The following is an 18386-nucleotide window of genomic DNA, read 5'->3' on the forward strand; positions in this document are numbered from 1 at the left end:
AAAGAAACCTCCCGATGAAAAAGTCTATGAAACTGCAATTACAACTGGAAGGATTGGGTCTATTCCTATTGTTTTTGCTGGCATATATCTACCTGAATTATGAGATGAAATGGTTTTTCATCCTATTCTTCGCGCCAGATCTAAGTTTTGTGGGATATGCAATAAATAAAAAATTAGGCACGATCGCTTATAATCTTTTGCATCATCAAGGTTTCTTTGCAGTAGTTTTCGCTTTAAGCTTCTGGCAAAATATTGAAGCATTGCAAGTCATCAGTCTCACGTTTTTGGCACATTCTGCCTTTGACAGAATGTGGGGATACGGACTAAAATATGCTGATAGCTTTCACAACACCCACATGGGATGGATGGGAAATGCTAAGAAAAATTGATTATTCTACAGTAACAGATTTTGCTAGATTGCGCGGTTGATCTACATTTTTACCCAGCATCACTGCAATATGATATGACAACAATTGTAACGGTATAGTAGTTAACAGAGGCGATAGAGAATCTGAAGTTTCTGGAACCTCGATCACGTGATCTGCAAGTTCCTTAACCGTAACATCACCTTCTGAAACAATACCTATGATCTTTCCTTTTCTGGATTTTATTTCTTGAATATTGCTTACCACCTTCTCATAGTGCCCTTTACGTGTTGCAATTACGATCACTGGCATTTGCTCATCAATAAGTGCGATAGGCCCATGTTTCATCTCTGCCGCAGGATAACCCTCTGCATGAATGTATGAGATCTCTTTAAGCTTAAGCGCGCCTTCTAGCGCCACTGGGAAGTTATATCCACGACCTAGATACAGGCAGTTTTTAGCATTCTTATAAACCTCAGCAACTTGTTTTACATGCTCATTAGACTCGAGCATTTTTTCAACCTTCTCAGGTATTTGCTGCATTTCTTGAAGCAGTCTATGAAAAACAGAATTTGATAATTTTCCTTTTTCTTTTGCTAGCTTAAGTGCGATAAGCATAAGCACAGTGATCTGCGTAGTAAATGCTTTTGTAGAAGCTACGCCAATTTCTGGGCCGGCATGAGTGTATGCACCTGCATCGGCAAGTCGCGAAATAGAAGAACCTACAACGTTGCAAACGCCAAAAACGAACGCACCATTTTCTTTAGCCAACTTCATAGCAGCCATTGTATCTGCCGTCTCACCACTTTGTGAAATAGCGATCACTACATCGTCTTCAGATATCACAGGATTGCGATATCTAAATTCTGACGCGTATTCAACCTCAACAGGAATACGCATGTAATCTTCAAAAATGTATTCGGCTACCAGGCCAGCGTGCCAAGAAGTACCACAAGCGACGATAATGATCCTTTTTGCATTAAGAAAACGCTCTAAGTTATCATCTATACCCGCCATTTTCACGATGCCTTCCATTTCGCGTAAGCGCCCTCTAAACGTATCACGAATGGCTTGCGGCTGCTCATAGATCTCCTTGAGCATAAAATGATCGTAACCGCCTTTTTCTATCTGCTCAAGATTGATCTGCAATTCTTGAACATACGGATTTACGTGGCGATCATCTTTAATATTAAAGACTTTCACATCTTTACCACGACGCACAACCGCCATCTCTCCATCTTCTAGATAGATCGCGTTTGTGGTGTATTCTATAAAAGGAGAAGCATCTGAAGCGATGAAGAATTCGTCTTCACCCACACCTATAGCAAGTGGGCTACCAAGGCGAGCGACTACAATTTCGTTAGGTTTTTTCTTATCAAAAACAGCGATAGCATAAGCGCCTACCGTTTGATTTAAAGCGATCTGAACCGCCTTACCAAGCTTTGTTTTCTCATTAGTTTTGATCTCTTCAATTAGGTTGACCAAAACTTCTGTATCTGTATCAGATTGAAAAGTATACCCCCGATTGATCAATTCTTTTTTTATGGACTCATAATTTTCAATGATCCCATTATGAATGATCACCAAATCGCCACTATTAGAGAAATGTGGATGTGAGTTTACGTCATTTGGCACACCGTGAGTAGCCCAACGAGTGTGGCCTATCCCGAGAGAACCAGCGGTATCAATAGAAGATTCGCATTTTGCTCTAAGGTCTTCTACTTTACCTTTAGTTTTACATAGTTGTATTTCCTCACCATCATAAAGAGCCAAGCCAGCGCTGTCATAACCTCTATATTCCAGACGCCGCAGACCTTTAAGGATTATAGGATACGCTTCGCGTTTTCCTATATAACCTACAATTCCGCACATTTCAACAAATATTTAGTCTTCTAATTCTGTGTAGTAAATTCTAAGAACAAGTCTTTTACTAACATCAGAACTTAAATTACCATGAAGTATTGTTCCTTCTTGATATAAAACGCTACCCGAAGATACCGAGTTAGGTAAATCGCTATCTGTAGTATTCTGAATATTCTGAATACCTACGCGATTTACATTGCTAGTAACATTGATCCCCAAAGTAGTTGCAGGATCTTCATTATCTTCATTCAACAGATTCTTGAAGTACTCAGTAAGTCTAATTTTATAGCTTACTCCATAACCATCACCATCCTTTTGAAGCGGCCCTAAGTGAATCACTTTAGACCCAACTGCAGTGCTCGCTATACTTGATGCATCACCCGTATAATCTGTTAAAGGTGCATTTGTTTCAAGATTATAAAGATAAACACGCTCTGGACCTGCAAATGTCACTCCTGGGTAATATTCTGATACTTTTTCTTGATCTACATAAAAAGTAAGATTAGCTTCTCTTACAAGAATATTTCTTTCTCTAAGATCATTAAGCCCATCAGGAATACCATCACCATCATCGTCAATAGGATCAAAAAGCTCAATAACACCTGTAGCTCCTTGTCCTCCTCGCAAGAAGATATTTTCTTCCCCATTAACCATGTCAATGCTAGCAGGATCTAATTCATCAGTGATCGCTTGATTAAAATCATTAGTAAACCCTGTGAAACCAATTGGGTTTGGAGTGCTCTCACTAGTTCCATAAAAGTTAAGAGCAAGACTACCATCTATTTGATTACCTGCAGTATTATCATAGCGATAATATATGGTTATGTTAGTTCCTGATCTATTAAAAAGAAAGTAATTCTCATCATCTCCACTTGAAGCTTCTGCCTTAATATAAACACCTCTGAAGTAATCTTTAAAGGTGTTATCATTAAAAAGTACTTCTTCGCCTTCTCTATCAATAATTGCTTGTTTCCAATATGCTAGACCTTCAGCACTAGCATCAACCAATCTTAATGCTGGAGCACTAGAAGTCGCTACATCCTCATCTTCTTCTGTAGCACCAGGAACAGTAGTTATTACAGCCTCATTAGACGGCACAAACTGATCAACTTGAAAAAGAAGATCACCTTCTATCCCGCTAAAGTTCTCCAATTGATTACTGTAATATCTAGCCCCGTCCGTTATATCTGGCGGATTACTTCCACTCAAATAATAGTTAGATCTGTAAACACTAAGTTTAATAGGATCCTGACCGTAAACAGAATCTAATTCATAAACCGTTGCACCTTCTTCATCAACACCACCAGTAGAATAATATGGTAAATTAAAAACCACACTATCCATCACAACATTTCCTTCTCCAAAGGCAGGATCATTTCTACTTAGAAAAACCTGAGACAAATGAGAAGCTCTAGTAGTACCATAAATAGGATCTGTGTAGATACCTAAAGCACCACTGGTAAGTCCATTAGTCTGAACTCCTTGAATCCCAAAAAGTCTTTTAGTATACGCCCTAACCGGCTGAAGAATACTATCAGATTTAAAATTAATATCTCCCACTAGATCTTCGCCTATAGGCTGAAAATCCTCATCACAGGAAACTAACGCGGTAAGTAAAAATAATACGCTAAGCGTCCTTAACACCAAGTTCTTCAATCTCATTACAATGTTTAAAATTAGTCAAGCACTTTTTCGTTGTAGAATTCTTCGTAAGCTTGTGCAAACTCTTCCTTTTTCTTGAATGGAAGGACTGGTATTTTTGTTGTATTAAGGTAATTCACTATCTCATCATCTAACTCCTGAGAACCTATGATCGCGGCATCACTATTTTTAATAGCCACTTTCATAAGATTAGGATAAGTAGGTTCTGCAAGCTCTGCGATATCTCCTTTATCTACACCGTCAAAAGCGATCTTATCGATCATCTCATTGTTTAACGTGCCTTCGTAGCCAGAATTGTAAACCGAAGTAACAATCTTACTCTCTTTAAATAAAGGTTCACTTGCATAATACTGCTTAAGATATAGCGGTAGTAACGATGCGAGCCATCCATGAACGTGAATGATATCTGGAGCCCAGTTCAATTTTTTAACGGTCTCAACAACCCCTTTTGCAAAAAATATCGCTCTCTCGTCATTATCCTCAAACAAATTACCCTTCTCATCAGTAAAGGTAGCTTTGCGCTTAAAGTATTCTTCATTATCAATAAAGTATACCTGTATACGCTCTTTGGGTATTGAAGCTACTTTAATTATTAACGGCATATCAAAGTCGTTAATAACAAGATTCATCCCAGAAAGCCTAATAACTTCATGAAGTTGATGTCTTCGCTCATTGATATTGCCGTACCGCGGCATGAAGATCCTGATTTGCCCTCCCTTTGAGTTCACCATTTGTGGTGCATCAAACGACATAGAAGCAATTTCTGTTTCTGGTAAATAAGGTATAACTTCAGATGATACGTACAATATCCTCTTATCTTTCATAAAATCCTTTTAAAACGATTAGGCTAAAAAACACGCAAAATTACTAAAATTTATGCAGATTGCCAGTTAAATACTAATTTTGCGCCCCATTTAGCATAATGTTGTATGCAGGTATTTACCCAAAGACGTGAAATAAAAACGCAAGTTGCAAACTGGCGCAAAAATAATCTTACCGTAGGCTACGTGCCCACCATGGGTGCATTGCACACCGGTCACGGCAGCCTGGTTGATCAAGCCATCGCCCAGTGCGACAGGGTTGTAGTAGGTATTTTTGTAAATCCTACGCAATTTAATAATGCAGATGATCTTGAGAAATATCCTCGCAATACTCAGGCAGATATAGATTTTTTGCAACCCTTTGGCAACAGCCTAATCATTTTTATTCCTGATGCAAAAGAAGTGTATGGCGACGAGGTAAAATCGTTGCATTTTAACTTCGGAGAGCTAGAAAATAAGATGGAAGGCAAGTTTAGACCAGGACATTTTGATGGTGTAGGCACTGTTCTTAAACACCTTTTTGAGATCGTAACGCCAAACAAAGCATTTTTTGGCGAAAAAGACTTTCAGCAGTTGCAGATCGTAAAAAAACTGGTAGAAATTGAGCAAATAAACACACAGATCATTCCGTGTCCCATAAGCCGTGCAGAAGACGGTTTGGCGCTAAGCTCAAGAAATACCCGCCTCACACCAGCACAAAGAGCAGTAGCTCCATTTATTTTTAAAACGCTCACCACTCTTAAAGAGAAGTTTGTTTGGCTTTCGCCAAAAGAACTCAAACAATGGGCAGAAGCGCAGTTTGAAGATCAAGAAGAACTCGAGCTAGAATATATCGAGATCGCAGATGAAGAAACGCTTAACACAGCGCACACCATAGATAATAATAAAACCTACAGAGCGTTTATTGCAGTTTTTGCAGGAGACGTAAGGCTTATAGACAATCTACGCCTAAACTAAAAAAGCATAACTTTACCCCATGTTAGTCAACGTAGTAAAATCAAAAATACATCGCGTTAAATGTACAGGAGCAGAGCTTCATTACATAGGTAGCATCACTATAGATGAAGAACTTATGGAAGCCGCAAACATCATTGAAGGAGAACGCGTACAAATAGTAAATGTAACTAATGGCGAGCGTCTGGAAACATACGCAATTCCCGGCCCTAGAAAAAGCGGAGAAATCACGCTTAACGGTGCCGCTGCCCGCAGAGTTGCAAAAGGAGACACCCTTATTCTTATTGTTTATGCTTTTATGAGTGTTGAAGAAGCAAAACAATTTAAGCCTACACTTGTGTTTCCTGATGAAGAAACAAACCTGCTTAAATAAGCTTGGCCAGTAAAAAAACCATAAAGATCTTAAAAACGGTAATCCCGTTACTTTTAGGACTTGGCCTCATCTGGTATATGCTGGCAACACTAACGCCTGCAGAGCAAGAAACTTTATGGAATCACATTAAAAATGCTGACCCACGTTTTCTTATTCTGTCTTGCGTTTTTGGCGCTTTAAGCCATCTCTCAAGAGCATATCGCTGGAAGTTTATGCTCAACGCAATGGGGTATAAAACCACCTTTGCAAATAGATTTATGGCCGTGATGGTGGCGTATCTTGCAAATCTGGGCATCCCTCGTTCTGGAGAAGTCTTGCGCGCAGCAACGCTCACAACCTATGAGAACATTCCGCTTGAGAAAGGTTTTGGATCTATCATTTCAGAGCGAATTGCAGATTTTTTTATGTTGCTTGTCGTGATAGGCGCCGCGCTTGTCATGAACACCTCTGAGTTTTATAGCTACTTTGCTTCTAAAGACATAAATCCATTTTACACGCTTGCTATTCTTGCCGGTCTTGTGATCCTCACTTTGGCTTTCGCCAAAATAATAAAAAGATCAAAAAACGCTTTTATTCAAAAAGTGAGCAACTTCATCAAAGGTCTTGTTGACGGGATGAAAAGTATTCTCACCATGAAAAATAAAGCAGCATTTATTTTTCACACCATCTTTATCTGGGTAATGTATGTGCTGATGTTCTGGGTGGTGAAATTTACTATTCCCGTGATCTCTGAAGCAGATTTTAGCATCATTCTCGCGGCGTTTGTGATTGGTTCTTTTGCTATTTCTATTACAAACGGTGGTATTGGGAGTTATCCTTGGGCCATTGGTGCGCTGTTTATTTTCTTTAATTTTACACGCGAAGCTGGTGAAGCTTTTGGCTGGCTTGTTTGGAGCACACAAACGCTACTTGTACTGGTTCTCGGCGGACTTTCATTTGTATTTCTTCCTATTTTAAATGGTAAGAACAAAATGAAAAGCGACAGTTAATCCTCTGACGCATCGGTAAATTTCCATACTTTAGCCACACTAACAAGAACCTAACGTATGAAACGTGTTTGCTCGCTGCTTTTGCTTTTGTTGTTTTTTGGCGTAAGCCAAGCACAAGTAGAGTACCTAGAAATTCCCTCTCCCAGATATAACGAACCTAGAAAAATCAAGCTGCAACTACCACGCAGCTACAACAGCAATACAAAAAAAACGTATCCTTTAATTGTTGTTCTAGACGGTAATTATCTTTTTGAACCGGTTGCTGGCAACGTAGATTATTTTAGTTACTGGGAAGATATGCCAGAGGCTATCGTTGTGGGAGTTGTGCACGACAACCGCCAGGAAGACACAAAATATTCGCCAGACACGCATTTACCTATTGAGGAAGGCGCAGCTTTTTTTGAATTTGTGGGCTTAGATCTTTATGCTTACATCTCAGAAAATTATAGAATTTCAAATTTCAACATGGTCGTGGGCCATGATATCACAGCAAATTTTGCCAACTATTACCTTTTAAAAGACAACCCTTTATTTAACGCTTACATCTCGTTAAGCCCTGATCTGGTTGAAGAAATGCCAGAGTGGCTTACCATAAACATAGGTAATTCTGAAAGTAAGATATTTTACTATCAAGCCACGGCTAGCGGTGATCTAGGCAATTTAAAAAAGGGAATTGAGGCGCTAAATACACGATTAAAAAGCTTAGACAAACCTAACTTTAAATATTACTTTGAAAACCTTGAAGGCGCAAATCATTACACCCTTGCAACAAGAGCGATTCCGCGTGCGCTAGAAAATATTTTCTCTGTTTTTAAACCTATCACTCGAGAAGAATATCAAGATGTTATTTTGAACTTAGATGGCTCAGCTTACGACTATCTAGAAGAAAAATACAAAACCATTGAAGATCTTTTTGAACTTAGAGAAACCATCAGAGTTAATGATTTTCTAGCCATTTCTCAAGCGCTCGAGAAGAAATCAAATTGGGAAGATTTGCTCAAACTAGGCAAATTAGCACAAGATGAATACCCAGGAGCAAATCTGGGATATTACTACATTGGCCTAGCTCAAGAAGGTCTTGGCGAAAAGAAAAAAGCGCTTAAAACCTATGAAAGCGCTTATCCCATGAACGAGATCGGCGGAATTTCAGAAGATCTTTTACAAATGAGAGCCTCAAGACTTAAAAGAGCTCTTGGATACGATTAAATAGCTATTTTTGGCTATGGCCAAAGTTAAAACCACCTTTTATTGCCAAAACTGTGGCGCTCAATACAGTAAATGGCAAGGACAATGCAACGCTTGTAAACAATGGAACACCATTGCAGAAGAAGTTGTAGAAAAAAAAGATACAAAAGACTGGAAACAGTCTAATACGGCTTCCGCCAAAAAGGTTGCGAAACCAGTTCCCATTCGTGAGATCGCCTCAACTTCTGAAGCTAGACTACAAACCAGCAATAATGAACTTGATCGTGTATTAGGCGGTGGCCTCGTCCCAGGATCTTTAACGCTTCTAGGCGGTGAACCAGGAATTGGCAAAAGTACTTTGATGCTACAGATCGCGCTTAGTTTGCCCTATCAAACGCTTTATGTTTCTGGTGAAGAAAGTGCTCAACAAATTAAAATGCGCGCTGACCGTATCAATCCATCAGCTGCAAACTGCCTCATTCTTACCGAAACAAAAACGCAAAACATCTTCAGACAGATTGAAGAAATTGAGCCAGACATTGTCGTGATAGACTCAATCCAGACACTGCATACAGATTATATTGAGAGCAGCGCTGGTAGTATTTCGCAAATTCGCGAGACCACTACAGAGCTTATAAAATTTGCTAAAGAAACCGCGACACCGGTAATTCTTATAGGTCACATTACAAAAGATGGAACCATCGCCGGACCCAAGATCTTGGAACATATGGTTGACACCGTGCTGCAGTTTGAAGGCGACCGCAATCATGTATATCGCATTTTACGCGCACATAAAAACCGTTTTGGAAGCACAAATGAACTTGGAATTTATGAGATGCAAGGTGCTGGTTTAAGAGAAGTATCAAATCCATCTGAGATCTTGATCTCTAAAAATGACGAAGACCTTAGCGGTACTGCGATCTCTGCGACTTTAGAAGGTATGCGCCCGCTTATGATTGAGATTCAGGCGCTGGTGAGCACTGCGGTTTATGGAACGCCGCAGAGAAGCGCAACGGGTTACAACGCAAAACGCTTAAACATGCTTCTTGCCGTTCTCGAAAAAAGAGCCGGCTTTAGACTGGGCGCAAAAGATGTTTTTCTCAACATCACTGGCGGAATTTCAGTTGACGATCCTGCGATTGATCTTGCTGTGATCGCCGCAATACTTTCAAGTAATGAAGATATCGCTATTGCGAAAGACATTTGCTTTGCTGCCGAAATTGGTTTAGCCGGTGAGATCAGACCCGTTACAAGAGTTGATCAACGCATCCTTGAAGCCGAAAAACTCGGATTCGGGACAATAATAATTTCAAAATATTGCAAATTACCTAAGCAATCTTACGCCATCCAGATCGTGAGAGTTGCTAAAGTAAACGATGTTGTAGAATATCTTTTTGGATGAATCCAAAAGAAAAATCACACCACAGATCAGACTTAAAAACCCTAATTATGAATTCAAAAATATTTTTTGTCGCTGCGCTTTTTACACTTGTGATGATCAACGCAAATGCGCAAACCGCTCAACAATATTATGAGTTAAAAACGTACACTTTCAACACTGATGAGCAACTTAAAACCACCGAAAATTTTCTTGAAAACGCCTATTTACCAGCTTTAAAAGAAATAGGAATTGGCCCAGTAGGTGTTTTTAAACCTGTGAAAATCTCAGATAGTTTGCAACAGCTTTATGTTCTTTTGCCTTTTGATTCACTAGAAGAATTTACCTCGTTGCAGGATAAGTTATCAGGTCTTAGTAGCTTTCGCGAAAGCGGTAAAAACTACCTCAATGCAAAAGCAGATAATGCGCCTTACGCTCGTATCTCTTCTACACTTTTAAAAGCCTTTGAAGATATGCCCGTGATGCAACCGTCGCAAGTTACCGGCCCGCGTGAGAATCGTATTTATGAGCTGCGCAGTTACCAATCGCCCACAGAAGATTACTTTGCTCGCAAGGTGAAAATGTTTAACGCTGGCGGCGAAATAAAACTTTTTGACGCTTTAGGTTTTAACGCGGTTTTTTATAGCGAAGCGATCATAGGTCCAGAAATGCCAAACCTTGTTTACATGGTGACTTTTGAGAACGAAGCAGAACGCGATGCGCATTGGCAGGCATTTGGCAGCTCGCCAGTTTGGAAAAAATTAAGCGCAGAAGCAGAATATCAAGACACGGTAAATCACATTACCAGCACCTATTTGTATCCCACTTCTTACTCGGCTTATTAATTACCCCACAAAAGCGCTGTAACCCGTGATCGCGCGGCCCACGATAAGCGAATTGATCTCTTTTGTACCTTCATAAGAATAGATCGCCTCTGCATCAGCCACAAAGCGAGCCACGTCATATTCTAGCAAAATACCGTTACCGCCCATCACTTCTCGCGCCTGACTCACAACATCGCGTGTGCGCAGTGAGCAGAACACCTTAGCCAGCGATGCGTGCTCGTCTTTAAGAATTCCGGCGTCTTGCATTTCGCTTAAGCGAAAACAAAGCGTTTGCATCGCAGTAAGGTTTGAAAGCATTTCCACAAGGTGATTTTGCACCAGCTGAAAGCTTGCGATAGGTTTACCAAATTGCTCACGCTTCTTAGTGTATTTTACGGCATTTTCATAAGCACCACGTGAACAACCCACAGCTTGCCACGCAACACCTGCACGCGTCATTTGAAGCACTTTTGCAGTGTCTTTAAACGAGTTTGCATTTTGCAGTCTGTCGCTTTCTGGCACGCGGCAATCTGTAAGCGTGATCAATGCATTTTGCACCGTACGCAACGCCATTTTATTTTCCATTTTCTCAGCCTTGAAGCCAGGATTTTCTTTGCGCACTATAAAACCTTTAACCTGATTAGAATCTACATCGCGTGCCCAGATAATGGTAATATCACTAAATGTTGCATTACCAATCCATTTTTTCTGACCGTTAAGAACCCACTCATCTCCTTCTCTCTTACACGTTGTTCCCAGACCACCAGCTGCACCAGAACCTACTTCTGGCTCAGTAAGACCAAAGGCACCGATTTTCTCGAATTTTTGCATTTTTGGCAACCATTCTTGCTTTTGCTCTTCGCTTCCGCATAAATAAATAGAACCCATTGCAAGACCACTATGCACACCAAAAAACGTAGAAATAGAAACATCTATTCTTGCGATCTCCATCGCTAAGATCCCTTCCATTAAAAATGACTGATTAGGGCAACCGTAGCCTTTGTAAGCAATACCACAAACGTTAAGCTCTGCTAACTTAGGGATGATCTCATGAGGGAATTCGGCGCGATTCCAATATTTGTTTGCGATGGGATCAACTTCTTTTTCCATGAAGTTGCGGATCTTTAATTGGATCTCGCGTTCTTCTTTAGTCAACTTTAAACTTAGATCATAAAAATCTCCATCAATGGGTGGCAATTTGTGTTGGCCTTTTTTAGCTCTGTGATTTAGCATTTTCATCAACCCTTTAAGTTGGCTATCATCTAGATTACCTACTGCGGCCATTACTTCAGGGAGATCCACTTTTTGCGAAAGCTTATTTATCGCTTCAAGATCTACGGTTTTTAAAAGTTTAAGGGTTTGCTTCACCTTGCCAAATAGAGACATCGTTGTAGTATTTAAAATTGTAATGTTAAATATACTATGCTCTGTATGGCTTTTCAGCCAAAGAAGTGTTAATGATACTCTTTGATATTGCTGGCAGAAAAATAAAAAAGCAGCCCTTGCGAGACTGCTTTATTCTGTTTTTATGCTTTTCGCGAAAGCGTTACAAATGCTTCTTATGCTCTACGTAGTAATGCTCTAAAAGATTCATTGTAGCTTTTACAAGATCTTCTGTCTCTTGAAGAAGACTGAAGTAAAGCATGGTATTTTTAGGACTAGAATCTGTATTGCGCGTGCGCTCTACTTGCTTCTCGATCTTAGAAGAGATGCTACCTAGAAGGCTTTCTTTTTCTTCAATGATATCTACGATCTGATCGAATTTCTTGTTTTTAAACGTTTCTTCGATCTTATCAAAAAGCTCCCCGATCTTATGCTCAAGTTCCTTAAGGTCTTTAAGCTGCGTGAATTTAAGTCCTTTGTGATTGTTGTTAAGGTGATTAAAGCTAGACGAAGTAACAAAGTCTATACTTTGTGTAACGTCTTGCAAATACCCCAAAACATCAATATAAAATCTACTTGCCTGCACGTGACTCTCATCAAGATTCTTGATAAAATAATACAGGTTGCTACGCAGTTCTTCAACCTCTGCGTTAAGTTTTGTAATTCCTTTTTTGCTTTTTCGCAGTCGCGAAAGATCAACTTTTGCTAGACCTTCTATCGTACCGTTGTAAACTTTATTACCTCTTTTAAAAGCGTTTGCAACATTAGTAGTACTCTCGTTAATGATCCCTTGAATACTGTTACTTACCGCACGAAGTAGTCTTCCTTCTTCTGCCTCTGCCTTAGAACGTTTTGTATGATTTACATAGTTACGTACTAAAATACCTATTGCAGCTGCAAACAATAAGAATAATGCTAGTGTACCTCCTTGATAAAGGATAAATGCCATTAAAGCAGCCGCTGTAAATGCACAGATCGCAGTAAGGAACCAACCACCGATCACGTTAAGCACACCGGCAACACGATAAACCGCGCTTTCACTTCCCCAAGCTCTATCTGCCAGAGAAGAACCCATTGCTACCATGAAAGTAACATAGGTTGTTGAAAGTGGTAATTTCATTGAAGTAGCCACAGAAATAAGAACACTGGCGATCATAAGATTTACTGCCGCACGCACAAGGTCAAATGCTGGTAGATCAATTGCTGCAACACGTGTGTGAACCTTTTTCTCAAAGCGCTTGTTCATCTTTTCTTGTGTAGATTTAGGAACAAGTTTCATCACAGCATAGTTTAGCTGGATCGCTCCGCGTACTAAAAGTCTTGAGATCGTATTTGGTTTAAAACGCTCTGCACCTTCATCCTGTCTTGATAGATCTACAGATGTTTTTACTACGCGTCTTGCTTTTTTAGAGAACCAAAGCGTAAGTATCATTACAATACCTGCAAGAAGTAACAGCATAGGTTGTGTTGGCACTTTTTCAGCAAGAGATTCCATGGTGAATTCTGAAGCAGCTACACCACTGGCAGACCAGATCTCATATGAGTTGTAAGCGGCCATTGGTACACCAATGAAGTTCACAAGGTCATTTCCGGCGAAAGCCATAGCTAGCGCAAACGTCCCGAGAACGATAACCACGATATAAATATTGATCTTAAAAATGGCATCAAGAACGTATGAAATAAGCGTCCATGCGATGACACTTAATCCTATAAACTGCCACACGTTATTATTTGCCCAATCTAAGAAAGCGCCTTCAATGAAACTGGCGCTTTTAAGTCCTTTAATGATTATGAAATAACTGATCGCAGCAATTGCGATCCCGCCAAAAACAGCCGCAGCCCATTTAGCCTTTTTCTCATAGTGAAAAGTAAGGAAGAGTCTTGATATAAACTGAACTAAAGCTCCTACCGTAAAGGCAATAACCACTGAAAGTAAAATACCTAGAATGATCTCTATCGCTTTATCTGAGTTGATATAATTACCTAATTGAAGTAAAGTATCGTCGCTACCAGCGAGTTTTATAAAAGTCATACAACATGCGGCACCAAGCAACTCAAAAACGATAGAAACCGTTGTTGATGTTGGCATCCCAAGCGTATTAAAGAAATCTAGAAGAAGAATATCTGTGAGCATGACCGCCATAAAAATGACCATGATCTCGTCAAAATAGAACTGACCCGGGACGAAGATTCCTTTTCTGGCTACTTCCATCATACCGCTAGAAGCAAGTGCGCCAAAGATGATCCCGACACTGGCGACGATCATAATGGTTTTAAAAGAAACGGCCTTTGAGCCAATGGCTGAGTTAAGAAAGTTTACAGCATCATTACTCACTCCCACCACTAAATCTGCGATGGCAAGTATAGCCAGCGCGATCAGCATAATAAGATAAATATTGTCCATTAATGGTTATCAAATTTAGTCAGCAAATTTGAGATATATTTTCTGCATGTATGTTAACCGAAAGTTATCTATATCTCTTCTGCTTCTTAAAAATAGGCATTCAAAGCCTTTTGACACTGCGTGTAATCTTAAATGTTTACAAATAAAAAACATTTAATTAACTGAATTATAGCTAATTATAATTTCAATGTTAATTTAATGTTACCTGAATGTTACGTCATATTTAAATAATAGTTATATTTGTAACGTAATGTTTAACTGAAACCCTGTATATCATGAAAAATTTACTAGTTATCTGTGCTCTTATTGGAGGAATGATGTTTGCTAATGCGCAAGACAAGCCTAAGCCTACTTATGAAAAAGAAGGTAAACTTATTAAGGCAACTTTTTACTATGATAATGGAGAAGTAAGTCAAACTGGCTATTATAACAAGGCCGGAAACCTACACGGTACTTGGAAGAGTTTTGATACTGACGGTAAGAAGATCGCTGTTGCTCAATACAACAACGGTGAAAAAGAAGGAAAATGGTTCTTCTGGTCTGAAGAAACTCTTAAAGAAGTTGATTATAACAACTCAGAGATCACTAATGTAAGCACATGGAAGATCACTGAGCCAGTTGTGAGCAACGATTAAGTACACATTATCATTTAAACAGTATTAAAAAGCCACTCAAATGAGTGGCTTTTATATTTTTAGCGTTTTGCTATTTTGTTTTGAGAGATATGCTTTTGTCTACTGCTTTTAAAAGTTCCCTTTTTAAAATCTCTCAATTTCTCATGCTTTGTAGCTCTTCCTTGCACGCGCTTGCGCCACATTCTAAAGCTGGAAGGCTTCATCTCACGAGCCATTATTTTTATAACTTCATCTTCAGAAATACCAAACTGAAATTCAATCGCTTCAAAGGTCGTGCGATCTTCCCACGCCATTTCAATAATTCTATCCAGTTCTCTTTCTGTAAAATCAGTTTTCATATTTTGGCTTTAAGCTATCTAACATTATTTGCGTGATATTATCCAGGCTAAACTTGTTTTCCCATCCCCAATCTTCTTGCGCTTTGCTATCGTCTATAGATTGTGGCCAGGTATCTGCAATTTCCTGTCTAAAATCTGGCTCATAAGATATCTCAAAATCAGGTAAATGCTTCTTAATACTTTCAGAAATTTCTTCTGGATTAAAGCTAATTCCTGCAAGATTGTAGCTACTTCTTATTTTTATGTCTTCTTCTTCAGCATCCATAATGTCTATAGTTGCTCTAATAGCATCATCCATAAACATCATAGGTAAAGTTGTCTCTTCGTTAAGAAAACAACGATAGTTACCATGTTTTAAAGCTCTATGAAAGATCTCAACGGCATAATCTGTTGTACCACCGCCCGGCTCCGTAGCGTAACTTATAAGACCAGGGTAACGTATGCTTCGTACATCTACACCAAATTTCTTATTGTAATATTCACACCAGCGCTCACCGGTTTGTTTACTTATCCCATAAACAGTGGTTGGCTCCATCACTGTCACCTGTGGTGTATTTACTCGCGGCGTAGTAGGACCAAAAACAGCAATACTAGATGGCCAGAACACTTTAGAGATCTTACCTTCTTTAGCAAGATTTAGCACATTAAAGAGAGAGTTCATATTAAGATTCCATGCCTTCTCTGGGAATTTTTCTGCAACAGCGCTAAGCATCGCAGCCATGAGATAAACCGTATCTACATTATATCTAAAGATCACATCCTCGATCGCTTCATAATCCATCGCATCAATGATCTCAAAAGGACCATCATTCACAAAGCTGCTATTACCACAACGAATATCGCTGGCAATAACGCGCTCGTTGCCAAATCGCTTTCTTAAAGACTGCGTAAGCTCTGTACCTATCTGACCGCAAGCTCCCAGGATCAGGATACCTTTTTTCATAGTTTTTCTCATGCGTCAAAGATACTTTTTTCTCGTTTTTTGGCTGTAGCCAAAAGAAAAAAACTACCACTACTCACGTGCCATAACAGCAATTTTCAAAGAACCTTAACAGCTAAGGATTTAGGTTTAACAAAACGCAATCTTTTTCTTAAAAAACTAGATGAAGTTTAGCAATATTTTGGCCAAAAACTTTGCAACGCCGCTTAATTCTCCTGCTACATTTGTCATTCAATATTTTAAAATTGAATCATTATGAAAAAGATAACATTGACATTTATAGCAGCCGGACTTTTACTTGTAGGATGTAAGGATAACGCATCAGACAAAGAAGCGCAGGCAGAAGACAATCTAGAAGTGAACACAACCACAGGAGAAAAAAATCCTGATGAGATGCAGTATGCAGACGCAAGTCTAGAGCAGAGTTATGCCATTGACTTTAAATCTATGGATTATGATGAGTATGAAGTAGACCCAGAAGTGCGTGCAGAGATCCAATCTTGGGAAGAGCTTAATACCATCAACGTTACAATGGAAGAAATTGAAGTTCCTGAAGCAGATATCCCAACCTATGGTGACCGTCTAGTAACAGAAGCTGCAAATCTTAAGAACACCATTCCACAATTATTAATGACTGAAGAAGTTGAGGAAGACATTAAAGATATTAATGAAGAGGTTGCTGATCTTAAAGCGATACTTGACAAAGAAGGTGTAAACGAAAATGAAATAGACCGTCAAGTAGAAGAGCTTATTGAAGCGTATGATGACCTTAACGAGGAGATCAACGAAACAATTAAGCAGAAATCTAAAAAGATGGAAGCAAAAGCAGAGGCTAAAACAAATATGTAATAAGACTTTAGTCAACTTATTAACACTATTAAAGTGCCGCACTTGCGGCACTTTTTTTTTGCCATTTTTAGAAAATTTTAAAGTTTTTTTTTGAGTTAATGGATTAGCTTCTTAAAATCTCAAGAAACTTTATATAAAGTTTAAATCTCTCTATGTCATCACATTATAGCATTCATGGTAATTTTGTCATTACAAACCCCAAATTTTAAACCACGATGAAAAGATTGATCATGGTTTTGCTTACTGTAATGATTTTAGGATCATGCTCTGAAAAACACAATTCTACTTCAAATCTAGAGTTGACCGTTAATAAAGTTGAACCCTTAAATCCTAAGGCAAAACAAGAAGTACAAAACTGGACAGCCTATAACAAGCTGTATAAGAATTTAGCAACTGTGAGTAACACAAACGCACTAAATTCTTTGAACCTAATGCCTGTTATGATAAACAACGTAGAAGCTATGGGCGTGCAAATCCCAGAAACTTTGCAAAATGAAGAAGTAGAAGAAAGAATACAAAAAATTGACAGTCAAGTAACAGACTTCTATGCAAAAATTGAAAAAACAGAACTGCAGGAGCGTGTTGCTCAAAGACATATAAATGAGATTCTAGATGCTTTTGATGACCTCAACAAAACTATAAACTCAATGGCTTCAAAAGAGAATTCATAAAATTTATCCCTTTCCCATCATAAAAGCCTTCATGAGTATTCATGAAGGCTTTTTTTGTTTTTTTCTTTGCTTACATTTGGAACTTTAAAGCAGTAATGAAGAACAGCTTCTATATATTTTTACTTATCACAATCCTTTTTTCCTCTTGCGAAGAAAAAAAAGCAGTGCAAGAAGATCCCACAAAAGCGACTGACACGTTAGAGATCGCGTTCACACATCCCGTTAACAAGGTGCAACTTTTGCCTGAAGGCGAAAAAATAACAACAGAGTGGCCCGGTTTTGTTGAAACCGCTCAAGAGATCGAAACGTTAGGCAAGGTCAAGATCGCTTACATAAAACAAGAAGGCATACAGTGGATCAAAGAGATCAAAAAAATGCGCATCAATCTACCAGACAGTTTAGATAACGTTGCAATAAAATCTAGACTCGTAGTTCTAGAAACTAAAGCCGGCTCACTTGTTCAAGAAGCAAAAAAAGATGAAGTTGACACCGCCATGGTTTTTAATGAAGCTACAGAACTTAGTGAAGCTTTTCAGCATCTTAAGACCAGGATCAACATACAGTTTCAAAAGTCGGTTGAGGAGTTGCTAGAAGAATATCGTGAGGACGCAAATGATACAACTTCGGTGATCCCGCAATTCAGCAGACCACAAGCTCCGCTTAAAAGGCAAGAGATCCCAAACTCACAAAACATCCCACAATCTGCCAGACCTCAACAATTAAAAAAGGTTGACTCTATTAAAAAATCATGA

Annotated in this window: 18 protein-coding genes; 11 read left to right on the plus strand and 7 right to left on the minus strand. The window is 39.0% G+C overall.

Annotation, left to right across the window (positions count from 1 at the left end):
• Window positions 1-14 precede the first annotated feature (14 nt).
• Window positions 15-389 carry a DUF4260 domain-containing protein gene (locus ACZ5L8_RS12400; RefSeq protein ID WP_464437939.1) on the plus strand — a complete coding sequence of 125 codons (375 nt, stop codon included), beginning with the start codon at window positions 15-17 and terminating at the stop codon, window positions 387-389.
• On the opposite strand, the gene glmS is transcribed toward ACZ5L8_RS12400, so the two are convergent.
• The 3 genes from glmS to ACZ5L8_RS12415 are packed head-to-tail and all read right to left on the minus strand — an operon-like array spanning window position 390 to window position 4714.
• The gene (gene glmS, locus ACZ5L8_RS12405; RefSeq protein ID WP_464437941.1) at window positions 390-2237 is read right to left on the minus strand and encodes a glutamine--fructose-6-phosphate transaminase (isomerizing); all 1848 of its coding nucleotides are present in this window, start codon (window positions 2235-2237) and stop codon (window positions 390-392) included. It lies immediately after the preceding gene.
• Between the two features lie 12 nt (window positions 2238-2249).
• Window positions 2250-3890: a DUF4270 domain-containing protein gene (locus ACZ5L8_RS12410; RefSeq protein WP_464437942.1), complete on the minus strand. Its 1641-nt coding sequence runs from the start codon at window positions 3888-3890 to the stop codon at window positions 2250-2252.
• A gap of 14 nt (window positions 3891-3904) precedes the next feature.
• Window positions 3905-4714: a glycogen/starch synthase gene (locus ACZ5L8_RS12415; RefSeq protein ID WP_462600333.1), complete on the minus strand. Its 810-nt coding sequence runs from the start codon at window positions 4712-4714 to the stop codon at window positions 3905-3907.
• A gap of 105 nt (window positions 4715-4819) precedes the next feature.
• Here ACZ5L8_RS12415 and panC point away from each other — a divergent pair, with 105 nt between their 5' ends.
• Genes panC through ACZ5L8_RS12445 form a run of 6 tightly spaced genes read left to right on the plus strand, consistent with a single transcriptional unit; the run spans window position 4820 to window position 10435 of the window.
• Complete coding sequence (panC, locus tag ACZ5L8_RS12420; protein ID WP_464437943.1) at window positions 4820-5668, plus strand: pantoate--beta-alanine ligase; 849 nt, start codon at window positions 4820-4822, stop codon at window positions 5666-5668.
• Between the two features lie 19 nt (window positions 5669-5687).
• Window positions 5688-6038: an aspartate 1-decarboxylase gene (gene panD / locus ACZ5L8_RS12425; protein WP_462600331.1), complete on the plus strand. Its 351-nt coding sequence runs from the start codon at window positions 5688-5690 to the stop codon at window positions 6036-6038.
• 2 nt (window positions 6039-6040) lie between these two features.
• A complete protein-coding gene (locus tag ACZ5L8_RS12430) occupies window positions 6041-7027 on the plus strand; it encodes a lysylphosphatidylglycerol synthase transmembrane domain-containing protein (protein ID WP_464437944.1) in 987 nt (328 codons plus the stop codon).
• 57 nt (window positions 7028-7084) lie between these two features.
• A complete protein-coding gene (locus ACZ5L8_RS12435; RefSeq protein WP_464437945.1) occupies window positions 7085-8233 on the plus strand; it encodes an alpha/beta hydrolase in 1149 nt (382 codons plus the stop codon).
• 16 nt (window positions 8234-8249) lie between these two features.
• Window positions 8250-9614 carry a DNA repair protein RadA gene (gene radA / locus ACZ5L8_RS12440; RefSeq protein WP_464437947.1) on the plus strand — a complete coding sequence of 455 codons (1365 nt, stop codon included), beginning with the start codon at window positions 8250-8252 and terminating at the stop codon, window positions 9612-9614.
• 47 nt (window positions 9615-9661) lie between these two features.
• Window positions 9662-10435 (plus strand): NIPSNAP family protein, encoded by a 774-nt coding sequence (locus ACZ5L8_RS12445; protein WP_464437948.1) that lies wholly within the window; start codon window positions 9662-9664, stop codon window positions 10433-10435.
• Here ACZ5L8_RS12445 and ACZ5L8_RS12450 read toward each other — a convergent pair whose 3' ends face one another.
• Window positions 10436-11800 carry an acyl-CoA dehydrogenase family protein gene (locus tag ACZ5L8_RS12450; RefSeq protein ID WP_464437949.1) on the minus strand — a complete coding sequence of 455 codons (1365 nt, stop codon included), beginning with the start codon at window positions 11798-11800 and terminating at the stop codon, window positions 10436-10438.
• A 160-nt stretch (window positions 11801-11960) separates the two neighbouring features.
• Window positions 11961-14201: an anion permease gene (locus ACZ5L8_RS12455; RefSeq protein WP_464437950.1), complete on the minus strand. Its 2241-nt coding sequence runs from the start codon at window positions 14199-14201 to the stop codon at window positions 11961-11963.
• A 275-nt stretch (window positions 14202-14476) separates the two neighbouring features.
• Between ACZ5L8_RS12455 and ACZ5L8_RS12460 the strand changes: the two genes are divergently transcribed.
• Window positions 14477-14836, plus strand: a complete 360-nt coding sequence (locus tag ACZ5L8_RS12460; RefSeq protein WP_462600323.1) for a toxin-antitoxin system YwqK family antitoxin — start codon at window positions 14477-14479, stop codon at window positions 14834-14836.
• A gap of 59 nt (window positions 14837-14895) precedes the next feature.
• Here ACZ5L8_RS12460 and ACZ5L8_RS12465 read toward each other — a convergent pair whose 3' ends face one another.
• Together ACZ5L8_RS12465 and ACZ5L8_RS12470 are read right to left on the minus strand one after the other, a co-directional pair.
• Complete coding sequence (locus ACZ5L8_RS12465; RefSeq protein ID WP_462600322.1) at window positions 14896-15174, minus strand: TIGR03643 family protein; 279 nt, start codon at window positions 15172-15174, stop codon at window positions 14896-14898.
• Entirely contained in the window at window positions 15164-16117 is a 954-nt protein-coding gene (locus ACZ5L8_RS12470) for an NAD-dependent epimerase/dehydratase family protein (RefSeq protein WP_464440955.1), read from the minus strand. Before ACZ5L8_RS12470 ends, ACZ5L8_RS12465 begins: the two co-directional genes overlap by 11 nt.
• A gap of 252 nt (window positions 16118-16369) precedes the next feature.
• On the opposite strand from ACZ5L8_RS12470, the gene ACZ5L8_RS12475 reads away from it, so the two are divergent.
• The 3 genes from ACZ5L8_RS12475 to ACZ5L8_RS12485 all read left to right on the plus strand — a co-directional run bounded on the left by ACZ5L8_RS12475 (window position 16370) and on the right by ACZ5L8_RS12485 (window position 18386).
• Window positions 16370-16963 carry a hypothetical protein gene (locus ACZ5L8_RS12475; protein ID WP_464437952.1) on the plus strand — a complete coding sequence of 198 codons (594 nt, stop codon included), beginning with the start codon at window positions 16370-16372 and terminating at the stop codon, window positions 16961-16963.
• 215 nt (window positions 16964-17178) lie between these two features.
• On the plus strand, window positions 17179-17634 hold the full coding sequence (locus tag ACZ5L8_RS12480; protein WP_464437954.1) for a hypothetical protein: 456 nt from the start codon (window positions 17179-17181) through the stop codon (window positions 17632-17634).
• 95 nt (window positions 17635-17729) lie between these two features.
• Entirely contained in the window at window positions 17730-18386 is a 657-nt protein-coding gene (locus ACZ5L8_RS12485) for a hypothetical protein (RefSeq protein WP_464437955.1), read from the plus strand.

It is taken from the genome of Leeuwenhoekiella obamensis (assembly GCF_055391795.1).